The 13,993-nt window shown below is 66.7% G+C and carries 16 protein-coding genes; 8 read left to right on the top strand and 8 right to left on the bottom strand.

Annotated features, from left to right (window positions below):
- The first annotated feature begins 144 nt into the window (after positions 1-144).
- Positions 145-672: a hypothetical protein gene (locus ASC55_RS14575; protein WP_055876994.1), complete on the top strand. Its 528-nt coding sequence runs from the start codon at positions 145-147 to the stop codon at positions 670-672.
- Complete coding sequence (locus ASC55_RS14570) at positions 669-1,262, top strand: hypothetical protein (protein WP_055876991.1); 594 nt, start codon at positions 669-671, stop codon at positions 1,260-1,262. The genes ASC55_RS14575 and ASC55_RS14570 overlap by 4 nt, the downstream gene beginning before the upstream one ends.
- Before the next feature lie 37 nt (positions 1,263-1,299).
- On the opposite strand, the gene ASC55_RS14565 is transcribed toward ASC55_RS14570, so the two are convergent.
- Together ASC55_RS14565 and ASC55_RS14560 are read right to left on the bottom strand one after the other, a co-directional pair.
- Positions 1,300-1,845, bottom strand: coding sequence for a DUF6611 family protein (locus ASC55_RS14565; RefSeq protein ID WP_327038721.1), 546 nt, complete (start codon positions 1,843-1,845; stop codon positions 1,300-1,302).
- A gap of 173 nt (positions 1,846-2,018) precedes the next feature.
- A complete protein-coding gene (locus tag ASC55_RS14560) occupies positions 2,019-3,326 on the bottom strand; it encodes an FAD-binding oxidoreductase (RefSeq protein ID WP_200935186.1) in 1,308 nt (435 codons plus the stop codon).
- Between the two features lie 24 nt (positions 3,327-3,350).
- Between ASC55_RS14560 and ASC55_RS14555 the strand changes: the two genes are divergently transcribed.
- The gene (locus tag ASC55_RS14555; protein WP_327038720.1) at positions 3,351-4,328 is read left to right on the top strand and encodes a sigma-70 family RNA polymerase sigma factor; all 978 of its coding nucleotides are present in this window, start codon (positions 3,351-3,353) and stop codon (positions 4,326-4,328) included.
- 19 nt (positions 4,329-4,347) lie between these two features.
- Here ASC55_RS14555 and ASC55_RS14550 read toward each other — a convergent pair whose 3' ends face one another.
- Entirely contained in the window at positions 4,348-5,322 is a 975-nt protein-coding gene (locus ASC55_RS14550; protein WP_055876982.1) for an alpha/beta fold hydrolase, read from the bottom strand.
- A gap of 109 nt (positions 5,323-5,431) precedes the next feature.
- On the opposite strand from ASC55_RS14550, the gene ASC55_RS14545 reads away from it, so the two are divergent.
- Complete coding sequence (locus tag ASC55_RS14545; RefSeq protein ID WP_055877896.1) at positions 5,432-6,406, top strand: helix-turn-helix transcriptional regulator; 975 nt, start codon at positions 5,432-5,434, stop codon at positions 6,404-6,406.
- Positions 6,407-6,792: 386 nt separating this feature from the next.
- Positions 6,793-7,104 carry a thioredoxin family protein gene (locus ASC55_RS17415; RefSeq protein ID WP_081860107.1) on the top strand — a complete coding sequence of 104 codons (312 nt, stop codon included), beginning with the start codon at positions 6,793-6,795 and terminating at the stop codon, positions 7,102-7,104.
- 175 nt (positions 7,105-7,279) lie between these two features.
- Here the strand turns inward: ASC55_RS17415 and ASC55_RS14540 are convergent, their stop codons facing one another.
- From ASC55_RS14540 to cmtR, 5 genes are all read right to left on the bottom strand, one after another.
- Complete coding sequence (locus ASC55_RS14540; protein WP_029259149.1) at positions 7,280-7,489, bottom strand: hypothetical protein; 210 nt, start codon at positions 7,487-7,489, stop codon at positions 7,280-7,282.
- Between the two features lie 54 nt (positions 7,490-7,543).
- The gene (locus ASC55_RS14535) at positions 7,544-7,981 is read right to left on the bottom strand and encodes a signal peptidase II (protein WP_235563391.1); all 438 of its coding nucleotides are present in this window, start codon (positions 7,979-7,981) and stop codon (positions 7,544-7,546) included.
- A 92-nt stretch (positions 7,982-8,073) separates the two neighbouring features.
- Positions 8,074-8,682: a cadmium resistance transporter gene (locus ASC55_RS14530; RefSeq protein WP_029259147.1), complete on the bottom strand. Its 609-nt coding sequence runs from the start codon at positions 8,680-8,682 to the stop codon at positions 8,074-8,076.
- Positions 8,682-10,598 (bottom strand): heavy metal translocating P-type ATPase, encoded by a 1,917-nt coding sequence (locus ASC55_RS14525; RefSeq protein ID WP_036271584.1) that lies wholly within the window; start codon positions 10,596-10,598, stop codon positions 8,682-8,684. Before ASC55_RS14525 ends, ASC55_RS14530 begins: the two co-directional genes overlap by 1 nt.
- Positions 10,595-10,954: a Cd(II)/Pb(II)-sensing metalloregulatory transcriptional regulator CmtR gene (gene cmtR / locus ASC55_RS14520; RefSeq protein WP_029259145.1), complete on the bottom strand. Its 360-nt coding sequence runs from the start codon at positions 10,952-10,954 to the stop codon at positions 10,595-10,597. The genes ASC55_RS14525 and cmtR overlap by 4 nt, the downstream gene beginning before the upstream one ends.
- Positions 10,955-11,188: 234 nt before the next feature.
- Here cmtR and ASC55_RS14515 point away from each other — a divergent pair, with 234 nt between their 5' ends.
- The 3 genes from ASC55_RS14515 to ASC55_RS14500 are packed head-to-tail and all read left to right on the top strand — an operon-like array spanning position 11,189 to position 13,993.
- The gene (locus tag ASC55_RS14515) at positions 11,189-11,470 is read left to right on the top strand and encodes a metal-sensitive transcriptional regulator (RefSeq protein WP_029259144.1); all 282 of its coding nucleotides are present in this window, start codon (positions 11,189-11,191) and stop codon (positions 11,468-11,470) included.
- A gap of 31 nt (positions 11,471-11,501) precedes the next feature.
- On the top strand, positions 11,502-11,825 hold the full coding sequence (locus tag ASC55_RS14510; protein ID WP_055876979.1) for a heavy-metal-associated domain-containing protein: 324 nt from the start codon (positions 11,502-11,504) through the stop codon (positions 11,823-11,825).
- A 56-nt stretch (positions 11,826-11,881) separates the two neighbouring features.
- On the top strand, positions 11,882-13,993 hold the full coding sequence (locus tag ASC55_RS14500; protein ID WP_200935185.1) for a heavy metal translocating P-type ATPase: 2,112 nt from the start codon (positions 11,882-11,884) through the stop codon (positions 13,991-13,993).

Genomic DNA, 13,993 nt, shown 5'->3' with positions numbered 1-13,993 from the left:
AGCCTGAAATCTTACCTGCACTGCAATGTATCGCATCCGGCATGACGCCCGAGGGGTGCGGACTTCGTGAGCGAACGGGGCGGAGGCGCATGCGTTCCGTCAGGCTTCTTCATCGGCACGATCACGGAAGCGTAGGACGGAGACATGACCCTCACCGAGATCCTTCCCACGCTGCGACGGAGCATCCCCACTCCCCTCGACCGCTGGAGGTGGCCGACCCATTCGGAGCCTACGACCACCGATGTCGTGGTGGGCGGCATCTCGCTGATGCGTCTGTTCGAGATCAGCGGCTCACCCGCCGTGCTCACCGGAGACCTGCCGATACCCGGCACGGGCACCGACGTGACCGTGCTGCTGTTCCGTATCACCCTGCGTGTCGACACTCAGGAAGACAAGCGCATCGCCCTCACAGACTGCTCCTTCGACGGCGTCGATGCGGCGTGGGAGGAATGCCGCCTCATCGGCAGGGCTTCTTCGGCGAAGACGACGAGTATCGAGCTGATCCCCGGAGAGGAGGGCGGCGTGGCATGGCCGCACCCGGTCGCCGTCCTTCCGTCCGACCTTCGAGAGGGCGATCTCCTGGTCGTCCCCTGCATCGGTGCCGTCACGCTGCGAAACGTGCGGCCACGCGCTGTGGGCGCGGCGGCGCTCCAGGTGGAGGCGTCGCGATGACCGTGCTGCACACCGTCCTGCACTCGACGGCCTTCGTGTGGAACGACCCGCGACGCGACGTGCGGAAGCTGTGGCCGACCGATACGGAAGTCCGTGCACACGACATCGTGGTCGCCGGACGTTCACTGACCGATCTCGCACGAGAGCGGCGTACCCCCTGCGTGCTGATCGCACCGACGGGCCCGTCCGCCGTTCACCCCGAGGCCGATGCGCACGTGACGCTGGTGGTGGCACGGATCATCGCTCGCGAAGAGCCCCACGGCTGGCACCGCGAGGTCGTGGTGACGGTCGACTGCGCCCTGCATGCGCTCGCGCCTCTGGTCACCCACATCGACCTTCTGCACTCCCCACGTGCCCGAGATCTCGCGCCGACGACTCTGCAGACGGCGAGTGGCGGCACCCGGCTGAAGGCACGACTTCCGCAGGCCTGTGCGCCCGGCGACCTCGTCGTCTTCACCTGCACGGGCACTCTCTCGCTCAGCCAGGTCGTCCCCCGCGAGAACCCTGGCGCAGAGAGAGACGACGCCGAGGAGACCGAGGCGACGGGCAGGGCGTGCCGCAAGTATCAGAGCGACGCGGGCGTCGACTGATCGGCCGCCGGCGGGCTCGTCCTCTGCCCGGTGAGCGTCACCGCGCGGAGGTGGCGGCGATGGCCGCGGCCTGCGCATATGCCGCCGCCCAGATGCGGTTGAAGCGGTCGCGGTCGATCACGCCCTGGCGGCACGCGAGTGCGGCATCGCCCAGCGCCTCGGCAAGGCTGTCGAGGCGAAGCTGCTGGGCGCGCTCTCCCTCGGTGTCTTCGCCGAGGCCCGCTCTGCATGCGGAGACGGTGACCGTGCGGTGGCGGATGTCGCGCGACCGCCGAGAGAGCACGATGCCGATCGGAAGCAGGGCGGCCAGCAGGAGCGCGGCCGCGAGCAACGGAGAGACCCCCACAGCGCACAGCACCACCCACGCCACGACCCCGCCGCCGAGCGACAGCGGCGTGTACCAGCGGTGGGCCTCCGCGAGGCGGAGTTCTTCGTCTGTGGAATCCGGCGGATAGACCGCGAGCACGCACGCGACGGTGCCGTAATGGCTCACAGACCTCGACAGGTATCCCCACCGCGGAGGGCGCGCTGCCCTCGACGCCGTTGAGTCTGAGGGGACGGGAGGACGGGAGATGACGGACATGCCTCCCACGTTGCTCCGGCCGCGCGCGCGAAGCACCCGTGCAGACGGAACCCATACGGCCGCGGTCGCCATCCATGCGGGATGACGACGGGTGCGGGACCGCGCCGGTCGGGATCAGGATCGACTCGGGCTGTGCGGAGCCACCAGGACGGGCGGCTCCGCACAGGCACTGCCTACAGGGCGTGTTCGGTGCGAATCAGCACCTGGGGGTCGCGCTGCTCGACGATGCGTCGGAGGCGTTCGAGCGCTTCACCGTCGTAGACGTTCCCGAGGCTGTCGCCGCCCTGGAGGAAGGTAGGGACCTTGCGTCCGGTCACCGGCAGCTGAGCGACGAGTCGCGCGTGCGACTCCTGGATGGCCGCAGCCGCGTCCGCACCGCGCGGGGAGGAGAACAGACTGATCAGGTAGGGCTCCGTCAGCGCCCCCAAGGGGGTGTTCGACGGCGCGGCGAAAGCTCCGCCGAGCGGTCGCACCTGCACGATCATCGCCGGTGCGGGCGAGGCCGACGCAAGGGCCTCTCGCACGTCGCTGTCGAGGGTGCGCAGCAGTTCGACCTGTGTGATTCCCGGAGACGGGTCGGTGGGCTCATCGGCGATGGTCCCGATGTCAGCCAGGGGCATGTCGCGGACCCCATCGCGCAGCGGTGCAGGCAGGGCATCGAGCCGCAACAGCTCTCGGAGCTCCGTGTTCGAGCCGAGGTACGCCACGTCCAGAGCCACGAACGGCGGCGCGCCTGGGAAGCTCAGGATCTCGAGCCAGATCGTCAACTCGTCCGGGGCGTCACTCGTCAGCGAAGCGAAGGCGTCGACCACGGCGGCCGTGTGCTCTCCCGACCACATGATCCGCCCGCCGGCGAACTGCGCCGCCTCATGCAGCTGGAGCTCGACGAGTGTGACGACGGCTGCGTGCCCACCACCACCGCGCAGCGCCCAGAACAGGTCCGCATCGGACTCTTCGGTGACACGTCGGTGTTCGCCCTGCGGTGTGACGACCTCGAGCGCACGGATGGAATCGGCAACCCATCCGTACTTGCGTCCGAACCAGCTCAGTCCGCCCCCGAGCGCGAGCGCGACGACGTTGACGATCGGGCTGCTCCCCGCGAGCGCAGTGAAGCCCGCCGCCGCTGCGGCCTCCTGCAGGGCACCGGCCGAGATCCCCGCCCCCACCCGCGCGATACCGTCGAACGCGTTCACCGACAGTGTCGTCAGGTGCGACGTCCGCAGGACGATGGCCCCCGTCGCCGCACCGGTGGCACCGTGTCCACCGGGCTGCACGATGATCGGGAGACCGTTGCGGGCCGCGAAGGCGACGAGAGCGGCGACGTCTTCCGCATCGGCCGCGTCGACGACGGCGATCGGTCGCTGATCGACGGCGATGTTCCACGGCGTCGAGCGCTCGTCGAAGCCGTCGTCGCCCGGAAGCGCCACCTCCCCTCGCACGACGGTCCTCAGCTCGATGAGATTCTCGGTCTCTTGCGTCACAGGTAATTCCTTCCCCAGTTGTCGGTGGGCCACGCTTGCGCAGCGAGCCGCTACCTATATGACGCAGGTAGTGTTCGAAAGGTGACCGCACCTCGCAGCAGCTCTGTGTCGAACGCAGAGGTCTTCGGCGCACAGCGAGCCCGGTTGCGTGTCCTGGCATACCGAATCCTCGGCGACATGTGGGACGCGGAAGATGCGGTGCAGAACGCCTGGCTCCGGTTCGCCGAGACCGACCTGAGCACGATCAACGACGTCGACGCCTGGCTGACCACCGTGGTGTCGCGTGCGGCGATCGACGTGACGCGGCGCCGACGCACGCACCAGACGCTGCCAGTCGACGACATCGCAGAACCCGCGACCCCCATCGACGATCCCCGTGCGGACCCGGAACGGCTCATCCTGAAGGACGAGCAGGTGGCGATGGCATTCACGATCGTGCTGCGAGAGCTCTCGCCGGTGGATCGTCTGAGCTACATGCTCCACGACGTCTTCGGCTATCCCTTCGCCGAGATCGCCGAGATCGCCGGCTCGACGGTCGACGTGGTCAAGAAGCGCGCGTCACGCGCTCGCCAGCGACTGCGCGATCGCGACTGGGACGCGATCAGACAGGAGCAGCGCCGCGAGGTGGTCGCCTTCCTCGCCGCCGCACGCAGCGGCGAGATGCACGATCTGATCGCCCTTCTGGATCCCGATGTCACCCTGCGCGCCGATGCGGATGCGATCGCCCTGGCCGCATCGCGTCAGGCCGAGAACGCTCCCGCCCTCACGCCGAAGATCACCGGTTCCGACGCCGTCGGCGATGCCCTGTCCGGACGCATCGATGAAGCGATCATCGTGGAGTTCGCAGGGCTCGCGGCGATCGCGTATTGGCGCGACCGGAAAGAGATCGTCGCGCTCTACGTGTTGACCGTCGGCGCGGGGAAAGTCGTCAAGATCGATGCCCTGGCCGACCCCGCCACCATCCGGACGGCACTGCAGACCGGGATGCTCTCGAAGCCCTGACTCGTCGGCCTTCCGGCGCTCAGGATGCTGACCCTGACCACGACCCGGAGGAGCGCGTCGCGTCCTGTCGTCGCAGCCAACTCACGATCGCCTCGTTGAGTTCGGCGGGCTTTTCCTGCTGGATCCAGTGCCCGCAGTCGAGGCTGAGGACGTCGACGTTCGGCACGAAGTCCGCCAGGGTTTCGGATTTCTGCACCATGTCTCTGTCGCCGTAGATCATGAGTGCGGGGTGGAGGATGATCGGGTCCACATCGGCGAGCAGGTGCCAGTTGCGGTCGAGGTTCCTGTACCAGTTCACGCCGCCCGTGAATCCCGAGGTTTCGAAAGCCGAGACGAGAACGTCAAGTTCCTCGTCGCTCATGACGGGATCGCCGAGTGGTACCTCCGCTCGGGCGAGATCGATGAACGCCATCCCCGGCTGAGGCTGCCGAGGGGGTTCGTTCTTCCGATACAGGTTGCGAAGGAACGGGAACGTGTTCTCATCGAAGACGGCGTCTGCGACGCCAGGCTGTCGATTGAAGTGGACGAAGTAGAAGTCACCACCGAGCACGGCTTCCATGAGTTCGATCCACGGAACCTCTCCACGTTCCTGATAGGGCAGGCTCAGATTGATCACCTTGTCCACACGGTCGGGATGCAGCAGCGTCAGCCCCCAGACGACGCTTGCGCCCCAGTCGTGACCGACGAAGACCGCCCTGTCGTATCCGAAGTGATCGAGAAGTGCGACGAGGTCGCCCGAGAGGTGTCCGATGTCGTAGGCCGTCACGTCAGCCGGCCGCGAGGAGTTGCCGTAGCCACGCTGATTCGGGACGATGACGTGGTACCCCGCAGCGACGAGCGCTGGCACCTGATGCCGCCAGACGGAGGCATGCCCGGGCCATCCGTGGCACAGCACGACAGGGTTCCCGGCATTCTCTCGCCCGGCCTCGAAGACTTCGAGTTCAACGCCGTTGACCGGGATAAGGCTGGGGTCGGGGAAGTCGGACAGCTTCATGGATGCTCCTCTGAGTTCGGCACCGATCGCGGGTCTGGATCGGCGGCTACTCGGACCGTACGGAGCATTCTGGACACCTGATGTCCTGCATCCTCGGCAGGCTGAGATCATGAGAACCAATCCCACGGGCAGAGCCCTGCAGTTGTTGTCGCTTCTGCAGACCAACCGCTTCTGGCCCTGTGCGGAACTGGCGGCTCGGCTCGGGGTGACCGAACGAACGGTGCGGCGAGACCTCGACCGCCTTCGCGAGCTCGGCTACCCGGTCGATTCCACCTCGGGGAGGTACGGCGGCTACCGGCTCGCGACGGGAGCGCATGTGCCGCCGCTGATCCTCGACGACGAGGAAGCCGTCGCGGTGGCGATCGGCTTGCGCTATGCCGCGGAAGCCGCCATCAGTGGGATCGAGGAGACATCACTGCGCGCTCTGGCGAAGATCGAAGCGCTTCTGCCTCACCGGCTTCGTCGACGGGTGTCGGCGCTGCACTCGAGTGTCGCCTCCCTGGGGCGGGTAGTCGATGACGACGTCATCCATCCGGAGTCGCTGAGCGTATTCGCCGCAGCATGTCGCGACCACGAGCATGTGCGGTTCGACTATCGGCGAACCCGGGAAGAGCACAGCAGGCGGCACGTCGAGCCGCATCAGCTCGTCACAGCCGGACGTCGCTGGTATCTCGTCGCGTGGGACCGAGATCGTGGCGACTGGAGAACGTTCCGACTCGACCGCATCCAGGCGCCGCGACCCGTCGGCACTCGTTTCCCGGCCCGAACGGTTCCCGGAGGAGACGCCGCCGAGTTCGTCGCGAGATCGATCGGCCGCACGGCCCGCGATCACGCTGCGACCCTCGTCATCCACATGCCGTACGCCGAGATCGAGGGCGTCCTCCGGTGGGCCGACCACACTCTGCGGGAGGATCACGCAGAGCACTGCGTCATCGGAATCCGCAGCGAAGATCTCGGAAGGCTCGCGATGACGATCGCCGAGATAGCGCTCACTGCTCCGGTATCTGCCATCGAGCCGGCCGAGCTCGCGAGCGCCGTCGAGCGGCTCGCCACCCACCTCGTCGACCGCGAGCGACTCACGTGACGGCTTCGTAAGCCGCCGCGTCGTCTCGGAGCGCCTGCGAAGCGGAACTCCGGGTTGGTGCCGTGCGATCATGTCCGATCTCACGAAACTTGTCGGTTGGTGAGACGGAGCACCCCCGGAAAGACGGGTGAGTGGTGCGCTGCGGAAACTGCCGGTTGTCTCACGAAACTTGTCGGAAATCGCGGCCGCTTTCACATTGCCTAAAGGGTCGGGCGGGCCGTTTCGGCGCAACAGGTTCGGGCAGGGGTTTTCGGCAGGTGCGCGACCGGCGTGTCGCACAATCGGCCGGCGACCTCGGTACGTCGGCCGGAAACGATCGTTTTCGGTGATAGCCCTCCACCACAAATGGGTCACGACATCAGCAGAGAATCGAGGATGATTGAGTCGTGGAGATTGAGCTGCTGCATATCGCTGATTGCCCTAGCTGGGTTGAGGCCAGTCGTCGTGTTGCCGAGGCGCTTAGCGAAACAGGCCACGACGGATTGAGCCTGCGTTATCGACTCATCCGAACAGAGGAAGACGCCGCCGGGGTTCAATTTGCGGGCTCCCCGACGATCACGGTGGACGGAAACGATCTCTTCCCGGGGTCGGATCGTAGTAGTGAGTTGGCTTGCCGCATCTACAGCACACCTGCTGGGTTGGCCGGGATGCCAACGGTTGAACAGATCCGAGAGGCAATGAGGGCCTATGGAGACTGAGCTCGATGTCGCCTGCACGTGCTGCGGCCGGCATCTACCACGAAGGAAGCTGCACGCCCTCGGAGACGACGGTGCGTTCATCTGTCGACGATGCGGTTTGTGGGTCGCGCTTCGCTTACGACGTGACCGCCCGCCTACGTAGTCCCCACACTCAGAAGCCGCACGCACGGGCGAGCTACACCACGGCGATTGTCCGGACTTCGCGCTCCCATGCCTGTGTTGCGACCTGCACGGCATCCCAGGGGGAGCCGAGCGGGGGCGTGTAGGAGAGGTCGAGGTCGCTCATTGCGGCGATCGTCATGCTGTGGTGCAGCGCTGCCGCGTAGGTGTCGATGCGCTTGGAAATTTCCGCACCGCGGGTGCCGACGAGCTGCGCGCCGAGCAATAGCGCCGATGTAGAGGGCGAGTTGATGGGTTGTCCCCGCTTCTCAAAGCGGTTTCACTTTGTGGCCTCATCGCCGGCGCGGATCATGAGGAGCGCTCCGGTGACCGCTGCGGCGAAGATCACGATGTCGGCGATGTTCCCGATGAACCAATTTCCGTAGGCGAGAAAGTCCACGACGTGTCCGCGGGCGAATCCCGGATCGCGGAAAAGGCGGTCGCCTGCGTGTGAGGCGGCAGCTCCTCCGAGCGCGCCGATGACGATTGCCCATCCCAGGCGTTGTACTCGGAACGCGAACACGATTGCTGTGACGGTGGCGGCGACGGCTAGCAGCGCGAACACCCAGGTGAAGCCTTCCCCGAAGGAGAATGCCGCTCCGGGGTTGTAGGCGAGCTGCAAACCCAACAGGTCACCGATTAGGGGGACGCGCTCACGCTCAGTGAGGGCCGCTTCAGCCCACACCTTCGTTCCCTGATCAATCAACACGACAATCACGGCGATCAGGAGCGCTCCACCAGTGAGCTGCCACCGCCGCGCCGACGACCGCTCGCGCACAGCGGGCGGGTGAGCTTCTGTTTCGGAAGGGATCATGCGAGGACCTCGATCAGACGGACGATGACCCCGGATTCGATCAGGATGAACAGGCCCAGACCGATGAAAACTGCCGGTACAAGCCAGTGCTCGACGCGCTCCAACCCCTCGGTGACTGCCTTGTTAGTGCCGATGAGCCGGCCCGCCGCGCACCAGACGGCAACGAGGATGAGGAACACGACGATCATGATCGCGACGTCGCCGGGCGTGCTGGTGCGGAAGATCGGCGTGTAGAGGGAGATGTTGTCCGCCCCGTTGGCGATCGTGATACCAGCGACGCCCCACAGTCCGACCGCGGTGATCTTGGAGTCGTCGTCATCGTCATCGCCGTTGCGGCGCAGGCCGCGAATGAGCGTCCAGATGCCGATGCCGAGCGGGATCAGGCCAAGGAAGCCGACCCATTCGTCCGGGACGATGGTGAGGCCGAGCGCGGCGATCACGCTGATGACGACGAGGGTGATGAACCCGAGGTACTGGCCTGCGACGATCTGCCACGGCCGGGGTTTCCCTCGGCTGGAGGCGAGGAAAAGCACGGTGAGCACGACGATGTCGTCGATGTTGGTTGCCGCGAACAGGCCGATCGCTGATCCAATGGTGGCGAGCATCAGCGTCCCAGTCGTGGCGTGCGGGTGCGGGCGGCCCGCAGGCCGTTGAGGATCACGATGACCTCGGCGACCTCGTGGACCAGGACGACAGCCGCGAGCCCCAGGACGCCGAAGAGCGCGAGCGGGAGCAGGGCGGTGATGATCAGCAGCGACAGGATGATGTTCTGGTTGATGATCCGTCGACCGCGCCGGGCGTGATCGAACGCCCGCGGGATGAGGCGTAGATCATGGCCGGTGAAGGCCACGTCCGCGGATTCGATCGCTGCGTCGGAGCCGGTCGCGCCCATCGCGATGCCGACGTCTGCGCCCGCGAGGGCGGGGGCATCGTTGATGCCATCGCCGATCATCGCGACCGGTCCCGCCTTCGACAGTTCCCCGATCGCGGTCGCCTTGTCCTCCGGGCGCAGCTCCGCGCGCACATCGCTGATCCCGGCCTGCGCAGCCAGGGCACGAGCGGTCCGGGCGTTGTCGCCGGTGAGCATCGTCACCCCGACGCCCTGGCCGGTGAGTGTCCGGACTACCTGGGGGACTTCAGGGCGCAGCTCGTCGCGGACGCCGATCGCGGCGACCGGTGACCCGTCTCGGTGCACGATGACGACGGTCATGCCCTGCTCTTCCAGCGTTGCGACCCGCTCAACGAGGTCGCCGGCGTCCAGCCAGCGGGGACTGCCGACGGTGATTCTCGATCCGTCGACGGTGCCGTCAATACCATGGCCGGCCTGCTCGGTCACATCTGCAGCTGCCGGTGTCCCCGGAGCTGCGGCGGTGATCGCTGAGGCAAGAGGATGTGTGCTGTGCTGCTCCAGCGCAGCCGCCCACGCCAACGCCTGGACCTCGGTTACACCGTTCGCGGTGAGTACGGCGGTGACCACGGGTTCGTTGCGGGTAAGGGTTCCGGTCTTGTCGACGGCGACGTGCCGGACCGTACCGAAGCGCTCGAAAACGGCGCCGGACTTGATGATCACACCGAACTTGCTCGCGGCGCCGATCGCAGCGACGACCGTCAGCGGGACCGAGATCGCCAGCGCACACGGAGACGCCGCGACCAGCACGACGAGCGCGCGGGTGATCCACACCTCCGGGTCACCCAGCAGCGAACCGATGATCGCGACGAGCGCCGCGAGGATCAGAACGCCGGGCACCAGTGGGCGGGCGATCCTGTCCGCCAGACGGGCACGCTCGCCCTTGTCGGTCTGCGCTTTCTCGACCAGCTCCACGATCGTCGTGAGCGAGTTATCGGTGCCCGCAGCCGTCGCCTCAACCTCCAGCGCGCCGGCACTGTTGATCGCACCGGCCGACACAACATCGCCAGGCTCGACCTCGACCGGGATCGACTCCCCGGTGATCGCCGATGTGTCCAGGCTGGAGCGCCCGGATCGGACGATCCCATCGGTCGCGATCCGCTCACCCGGGCGGACCACCATGACCTGGCCAACCGTCAACTCTCTCGCCGGTACCTGCGCGGAGACACCGCCCTGCAGCACCGTCGCTGTCTCCGGCACGAGCTTCAGCAGTGCCCTTAGCCCGCCGCGGGCGCGGTCCATCGCCTTGTCCTCGAGCGCCTCAGCGATCGAGTACAAGAACGCCAGAGCTGCAGCCTCCTCCACGTACCCGAGGATGACTGCGCCGATCGCGCTGATCGTCATCAGCAACCCGATGCCGAGCTTGCCCTTGAATAGTTTCCGGATCGCGCCCGGCGTGAACGTCGACGCGCCCAGCAGTAGTCCGACCCAGAACAGCACCAACGCCGGGATCTCTAAGCCGGACCACTCGAGGATCAGACCCCCCAGGAACGCGACACCCGAGAAGATCGGCACCATGATCCCGCGGTCTTTCCACCAGGGCCGCTCAGCCTCTTCGTGTTCCTCTCCCGCCGTGGCGGCAGGCTCATGCTCGCAACCACACGCCTCGCTCACGCGCCAGCCCCCGCTCCGCAGCAGCCCGCCACCGTGCACGCCGAGTCCACGCACGGGGCGTGCACGTCGACAGCCAGCGTCACGTCCACCAGTGCGACGAGGGCAGCAGCTAGGTGCGGGTCGGCGATTTCGTATCGGGTCTGACGGCCCTCCGGCTCGGCAACGACGATGCCGCAATCGCGCAGGCAGGTGAGGTGGTTCGACACGTTCGAGCGCGTCAGCTCCAGTTCGCGCGAGAGCACAGCGGGATAGCTCGGTCCGTCGAGCAACGTCATTAAGATCCGGGAACGGGTCGGATCAGCCATGGCCCGGCCGAGTCGGTTCATCACATCAAGACGGGAAGCAATGGTCAGCATGCACTGAACTATACAGTGACCGCTGACTGGTTATCAATTCGATCGAATGTTATGGCGTTCTGTTCGTCGCCGCGTCAACCAGTCGTGAGGTGCGCGATCCTGCTGTGGTGGACGACGCCGCATGCCGCCGGGCGCTCGATAGCGATCGTCCCTCGAAACTGCAGCCGGAGGCTGTCGTTCGGGAATAGGCCGGTGCCTGTTGAGTTACATACCCCCAGGGGGTATGTTGTGGGTATGAACGGTTACACCGACAACAAGGCGGATCTGCGCAAGCGATTGAGTCGGGTTGAGGGTCAGGTGCGAGGTATCTCGCGGATGGTCGATGAGGACAAGTACTGCATCGACATCCTGACGCAGGTCGCTGCGGCCACGAAGGCGCTCGAAACGGTGGCCTTGTCGCTCCTGGGTGACCATCTGAGCCATTGCGTCGCTCAGGCAAGCGCTGAGGGTGGCGAGGTTGCGGCGGAGAAGGTCCGCGAAGCTAACGACGCCATCGCTCGCCTGGTCCGTTCATAACCACACGTCTAACGATCTGGAGAAATTCACTATGACTGACCGCATCGAACTCGGACTGAAGGACGCAAACGCTGGTTGCGCATGCTGCGCAGCCCCATCGAACATCGAGGCATCCACTCCTGTGGCGGCCCCGGTCTCGGAAGAGGTACTGGTCACGGGAATGACGTGCTCGCACTGTGTGTCGAGCGTCAGTGAGGAACTGAGCGCGCTTGACGGTGTCGCGTTCGTCGCTGTCGACCTGAACGCCGGCGGCTCGTCCCGCGTGACGATCCACAGCGCAGCCCCTGTCGATCCCGCTGCCGTGAGGGCTGCGGTCGAAGAGGCCGGTTACAGCCTCGCGACCAGCCAGGCCTGATTCACTTATCCGTCCGCACCCGGCTCGACCCCGGGCGCATCGAACAAGGAGTTCTGATGAGCCAGCACGACGAGCACACCCATCACATCGCACACGAGAATCCCGGCACCGCGCCGACGGCGCAGCATGACCACGCGGCGATGAGCCACGACCACGGCGCTCCTCAAGGTCACGCGGGCCACGGCGGTCACGCGGGCCACGGCGATCACGTGGGCCAGTTCCGGCGGTTGTTCTGGATCATGCTGGTCCTTGCGGTCCCGGTTGTCGGGTTCTCGGGGATGTTCTCGATGCTGCTCGGGTACCCGTTGCCGGAAGCCGCCTGGGTTGGGTGGGTGTCCCCGGTTCTCGGGACGGTCATGTACATCTGGGGTGGGGCCCCGTTCCTCACCGGCGCGGTGAGTGAACTTCGTGCCCGCAAGCCCGGAATGATGCTCCTGATCGCCCTCGCGATCACGGTCGCGTTCCTCGCATCCTGGGGCGCGAGCCTCGGCCTCCTCCATCATGAGCTGGACTTCTGGTGGGAGCTGGCGCTGCTGATCGTGATCATGCTGCTCGGCCACTGGATCGAGATGCGCTCCCTCGCACAGACCACCTCAGCACTGGATTCCCTCGCTGCACTGCTGCCCGACGAGGCGGAAAAGATCGAAGGCGACACGACCGTGACGGTCGCCCCGTCCGATCTGCTGGTGGGTGACGTGGTGGTGGTGCGCCCAGGCGGGCGGGTGCCCGCTGACGGGAGGATCGTGCAGGGCTCGGCCAGCATGGACGAGTCGATGATCACCGGCGAGTCCCGGCCCGTGCGCCGCAGCGACGGCGACCAGGTCATCGCCGGCACCGTCGCCACCGATTCCGGGGTGCGGGTCGAGATCACCGCGATCGGCGACGACACCGCTCTCGCGGGGATCCAAAAGCTGGTGACCGAAGCGCAGAATTCATCCTCGCGCGCGCAGCGGCTCGCAGACAAGGCCGCCGGGTGGCTGTTCTGGTTCGCGCTCGGCGCCGCCGCGATCACCGCCATCGTCTGGACGATCGTCGGCATGCCCGACGCCGCCGTGATCCGCACGATCACCGTGCTGGTGATCGCCTGCCCGCACGCGCTCGGTCTGGCGATCCCGCTCGTCGTGTCGATCGCCACCGAGCGTGCCGCTCGCGGAGGCGTGCTGATCAAGGACCGTCTCGCGCTGGAGAGCATGCGCACCGTCGACACCGTCCTGTTCGACAAGACCGGCACGCTCACCAAGGGCACCCCCGCCGTGACCGCGATCGACCCCGTCTCCGGGACCGACCCTGACCAGCTGCTGGCCTGGGCCGCGGCCGCGGAAGCAGACTCCGAACACCCCCTCGCCCGCGCGATCGTCAACGCGGCGAAAGAGAAGACCCTCACGGTCCCCTCGTCAGCCGATTTCGAATCGTCCCCGGCGGTCGGGGTCCGTGCACGTGTCGATGGGCGCGTGGTGCAGGTCGGTGGCCCGTACATGCTCGAGCAGGAACACGCCTCCGAGCTACCGGTCGCCGACGAGTGGCGCCGTGAGGGTGCGATCATCCTCCACGTGCTCGTCGACGGACAGGTCGCGGGTGCCCTGCGCTTGGCGGATGAGATCCGCTCGGAGTCGCGTCACGCCGTCGAGGCCCTCCACGAGCGTGGCGTGCAGGTGGTCATGATCACCGGTGACGCCGACGCGGTCGCAGCCTCCGTCGCGGGCGAGCTCGGCATCGACCGGTACTTCGCCGGGGTCCGACCCGAAGACAAGGCCTCGAAGGTGAAAGAGCTGCAAGGCGAAGGGCGCAAGGTCGCGATGGTCGGAGACGGTGTCAACGACGCCCCCGCGCTCGCGCAGGCCGACGTCGGCATCGCCATCGGCGCCGGGACGGATGTTGCGATCGCGTCCGCGGGCGTCATCCTCGCCAGCGACGACCCCCGGTCGGTGCTCTCGGTGATCGAACTGTCGCGGGCCAGCTACCGGAAGATGAAGCAGAACCTCTGGTGGGCCGCCGGCTACAACCTGCTCTCCGTCCCCCTCGCCGCCGGAGTGCTCGCCCCGATCGGGTTCGTGCTCCCGATGTCCGTGGGCGCGCTGCTGATGTCCCTGTCAACCATCGTCGTCGCGCTCAACGCGCAGCTGCTGCGCCGACTGGATCTGCGCCCGGACGCCGTGGCCGGTAAGTAG

It is taken from the genome of Microbacterium sp. Root322 (assembly GCF_001425645.1).
Taxonomy (GTDB): domain Bacteria; phylum Actinomycetota; class Actinomycetes; order Actinomycetales; family Microbacteriaceae; genus Microbacterium; species Microbacterium maritypicum.
Note: the sequence above shows the minus strand (reverse complement) of the source record. Positions and strands in the feature narration are given on the sequence as shown.

Excerpts from the sequence above, each read along its gene's own strand:
- ASC55_RS14565 (WP_327038721.1), bottom strand. The coding sequence starts at position 1,845 with ATGTCCGTCATCTCCCGTCCTCCCGTCCCCTCAGACTCAACGGCGTCG.
- ASC55_RS14510 (WP_055876979.1), top strand. The coding sequence starts at position 11,502 with ATGACTGACCGCATCGAACTCGGACTGAAGGACGCAAACGCTGGTTGC.
- ASC55_RS14500 (WP_200935185.1), top strand. The coding sequence starts at position 11,882 with ATGAGCCAGCACGACGAGCACACCCATCACATCGCACACGAGAATCCC.
- ASC55_RS14570 (WP_055876991.1), top strand. The coding sequence starts at position 669 with ATGACCGTGCTGCACACCGTCCTGCACTCGACGGCCTTCGTGTGGAAC.
- ASC55_RS14530 (WP_029259147.1), bottom strand. The coding sequence starts at position 8,682 with ATGCTCGCCACCATTGGATCAGCGATCGGCCTGTTCGCGGCAACCAAC.
- ASC55_RS14575 (WP_055876994.1), top strand. The coding sequence starts at position 145 with ATGACCCTCACCGAGATCCTTCCCACGCTGCGACGGAGCATCCCCACT.
- cmtR (WP_029259145.1), bottom strand. The coding sequence starts at position 10,954 with ATGCTGACCATTGCTTCCCGTCTTGATGTGATGAACCGACTCGGCCGG.
- ASC55_RS14545 (WP_055877896.1), top strand. The coding sequence starts at position 5,432 with ATGAGAACCAATCCCACGGGCAGAGCCCTGCAGTTGTTGTCGCTTCTG.
- ASC55_RS14515 (WP_029259144.1), top strand. The coding sequence starts at position 11,189 with ATGAACGGTTACACCGACAACAAGGCGGATCTGCGCAAGCGATTGAGT.
- ASC55_RS14550 (WP_055876982.1), bottom strand. The coding sequence starts at position 5,322 with ATGAAGCTGTCCGACTTCCCCGACCCCAGCCTTATCCCGGTCAACGGC.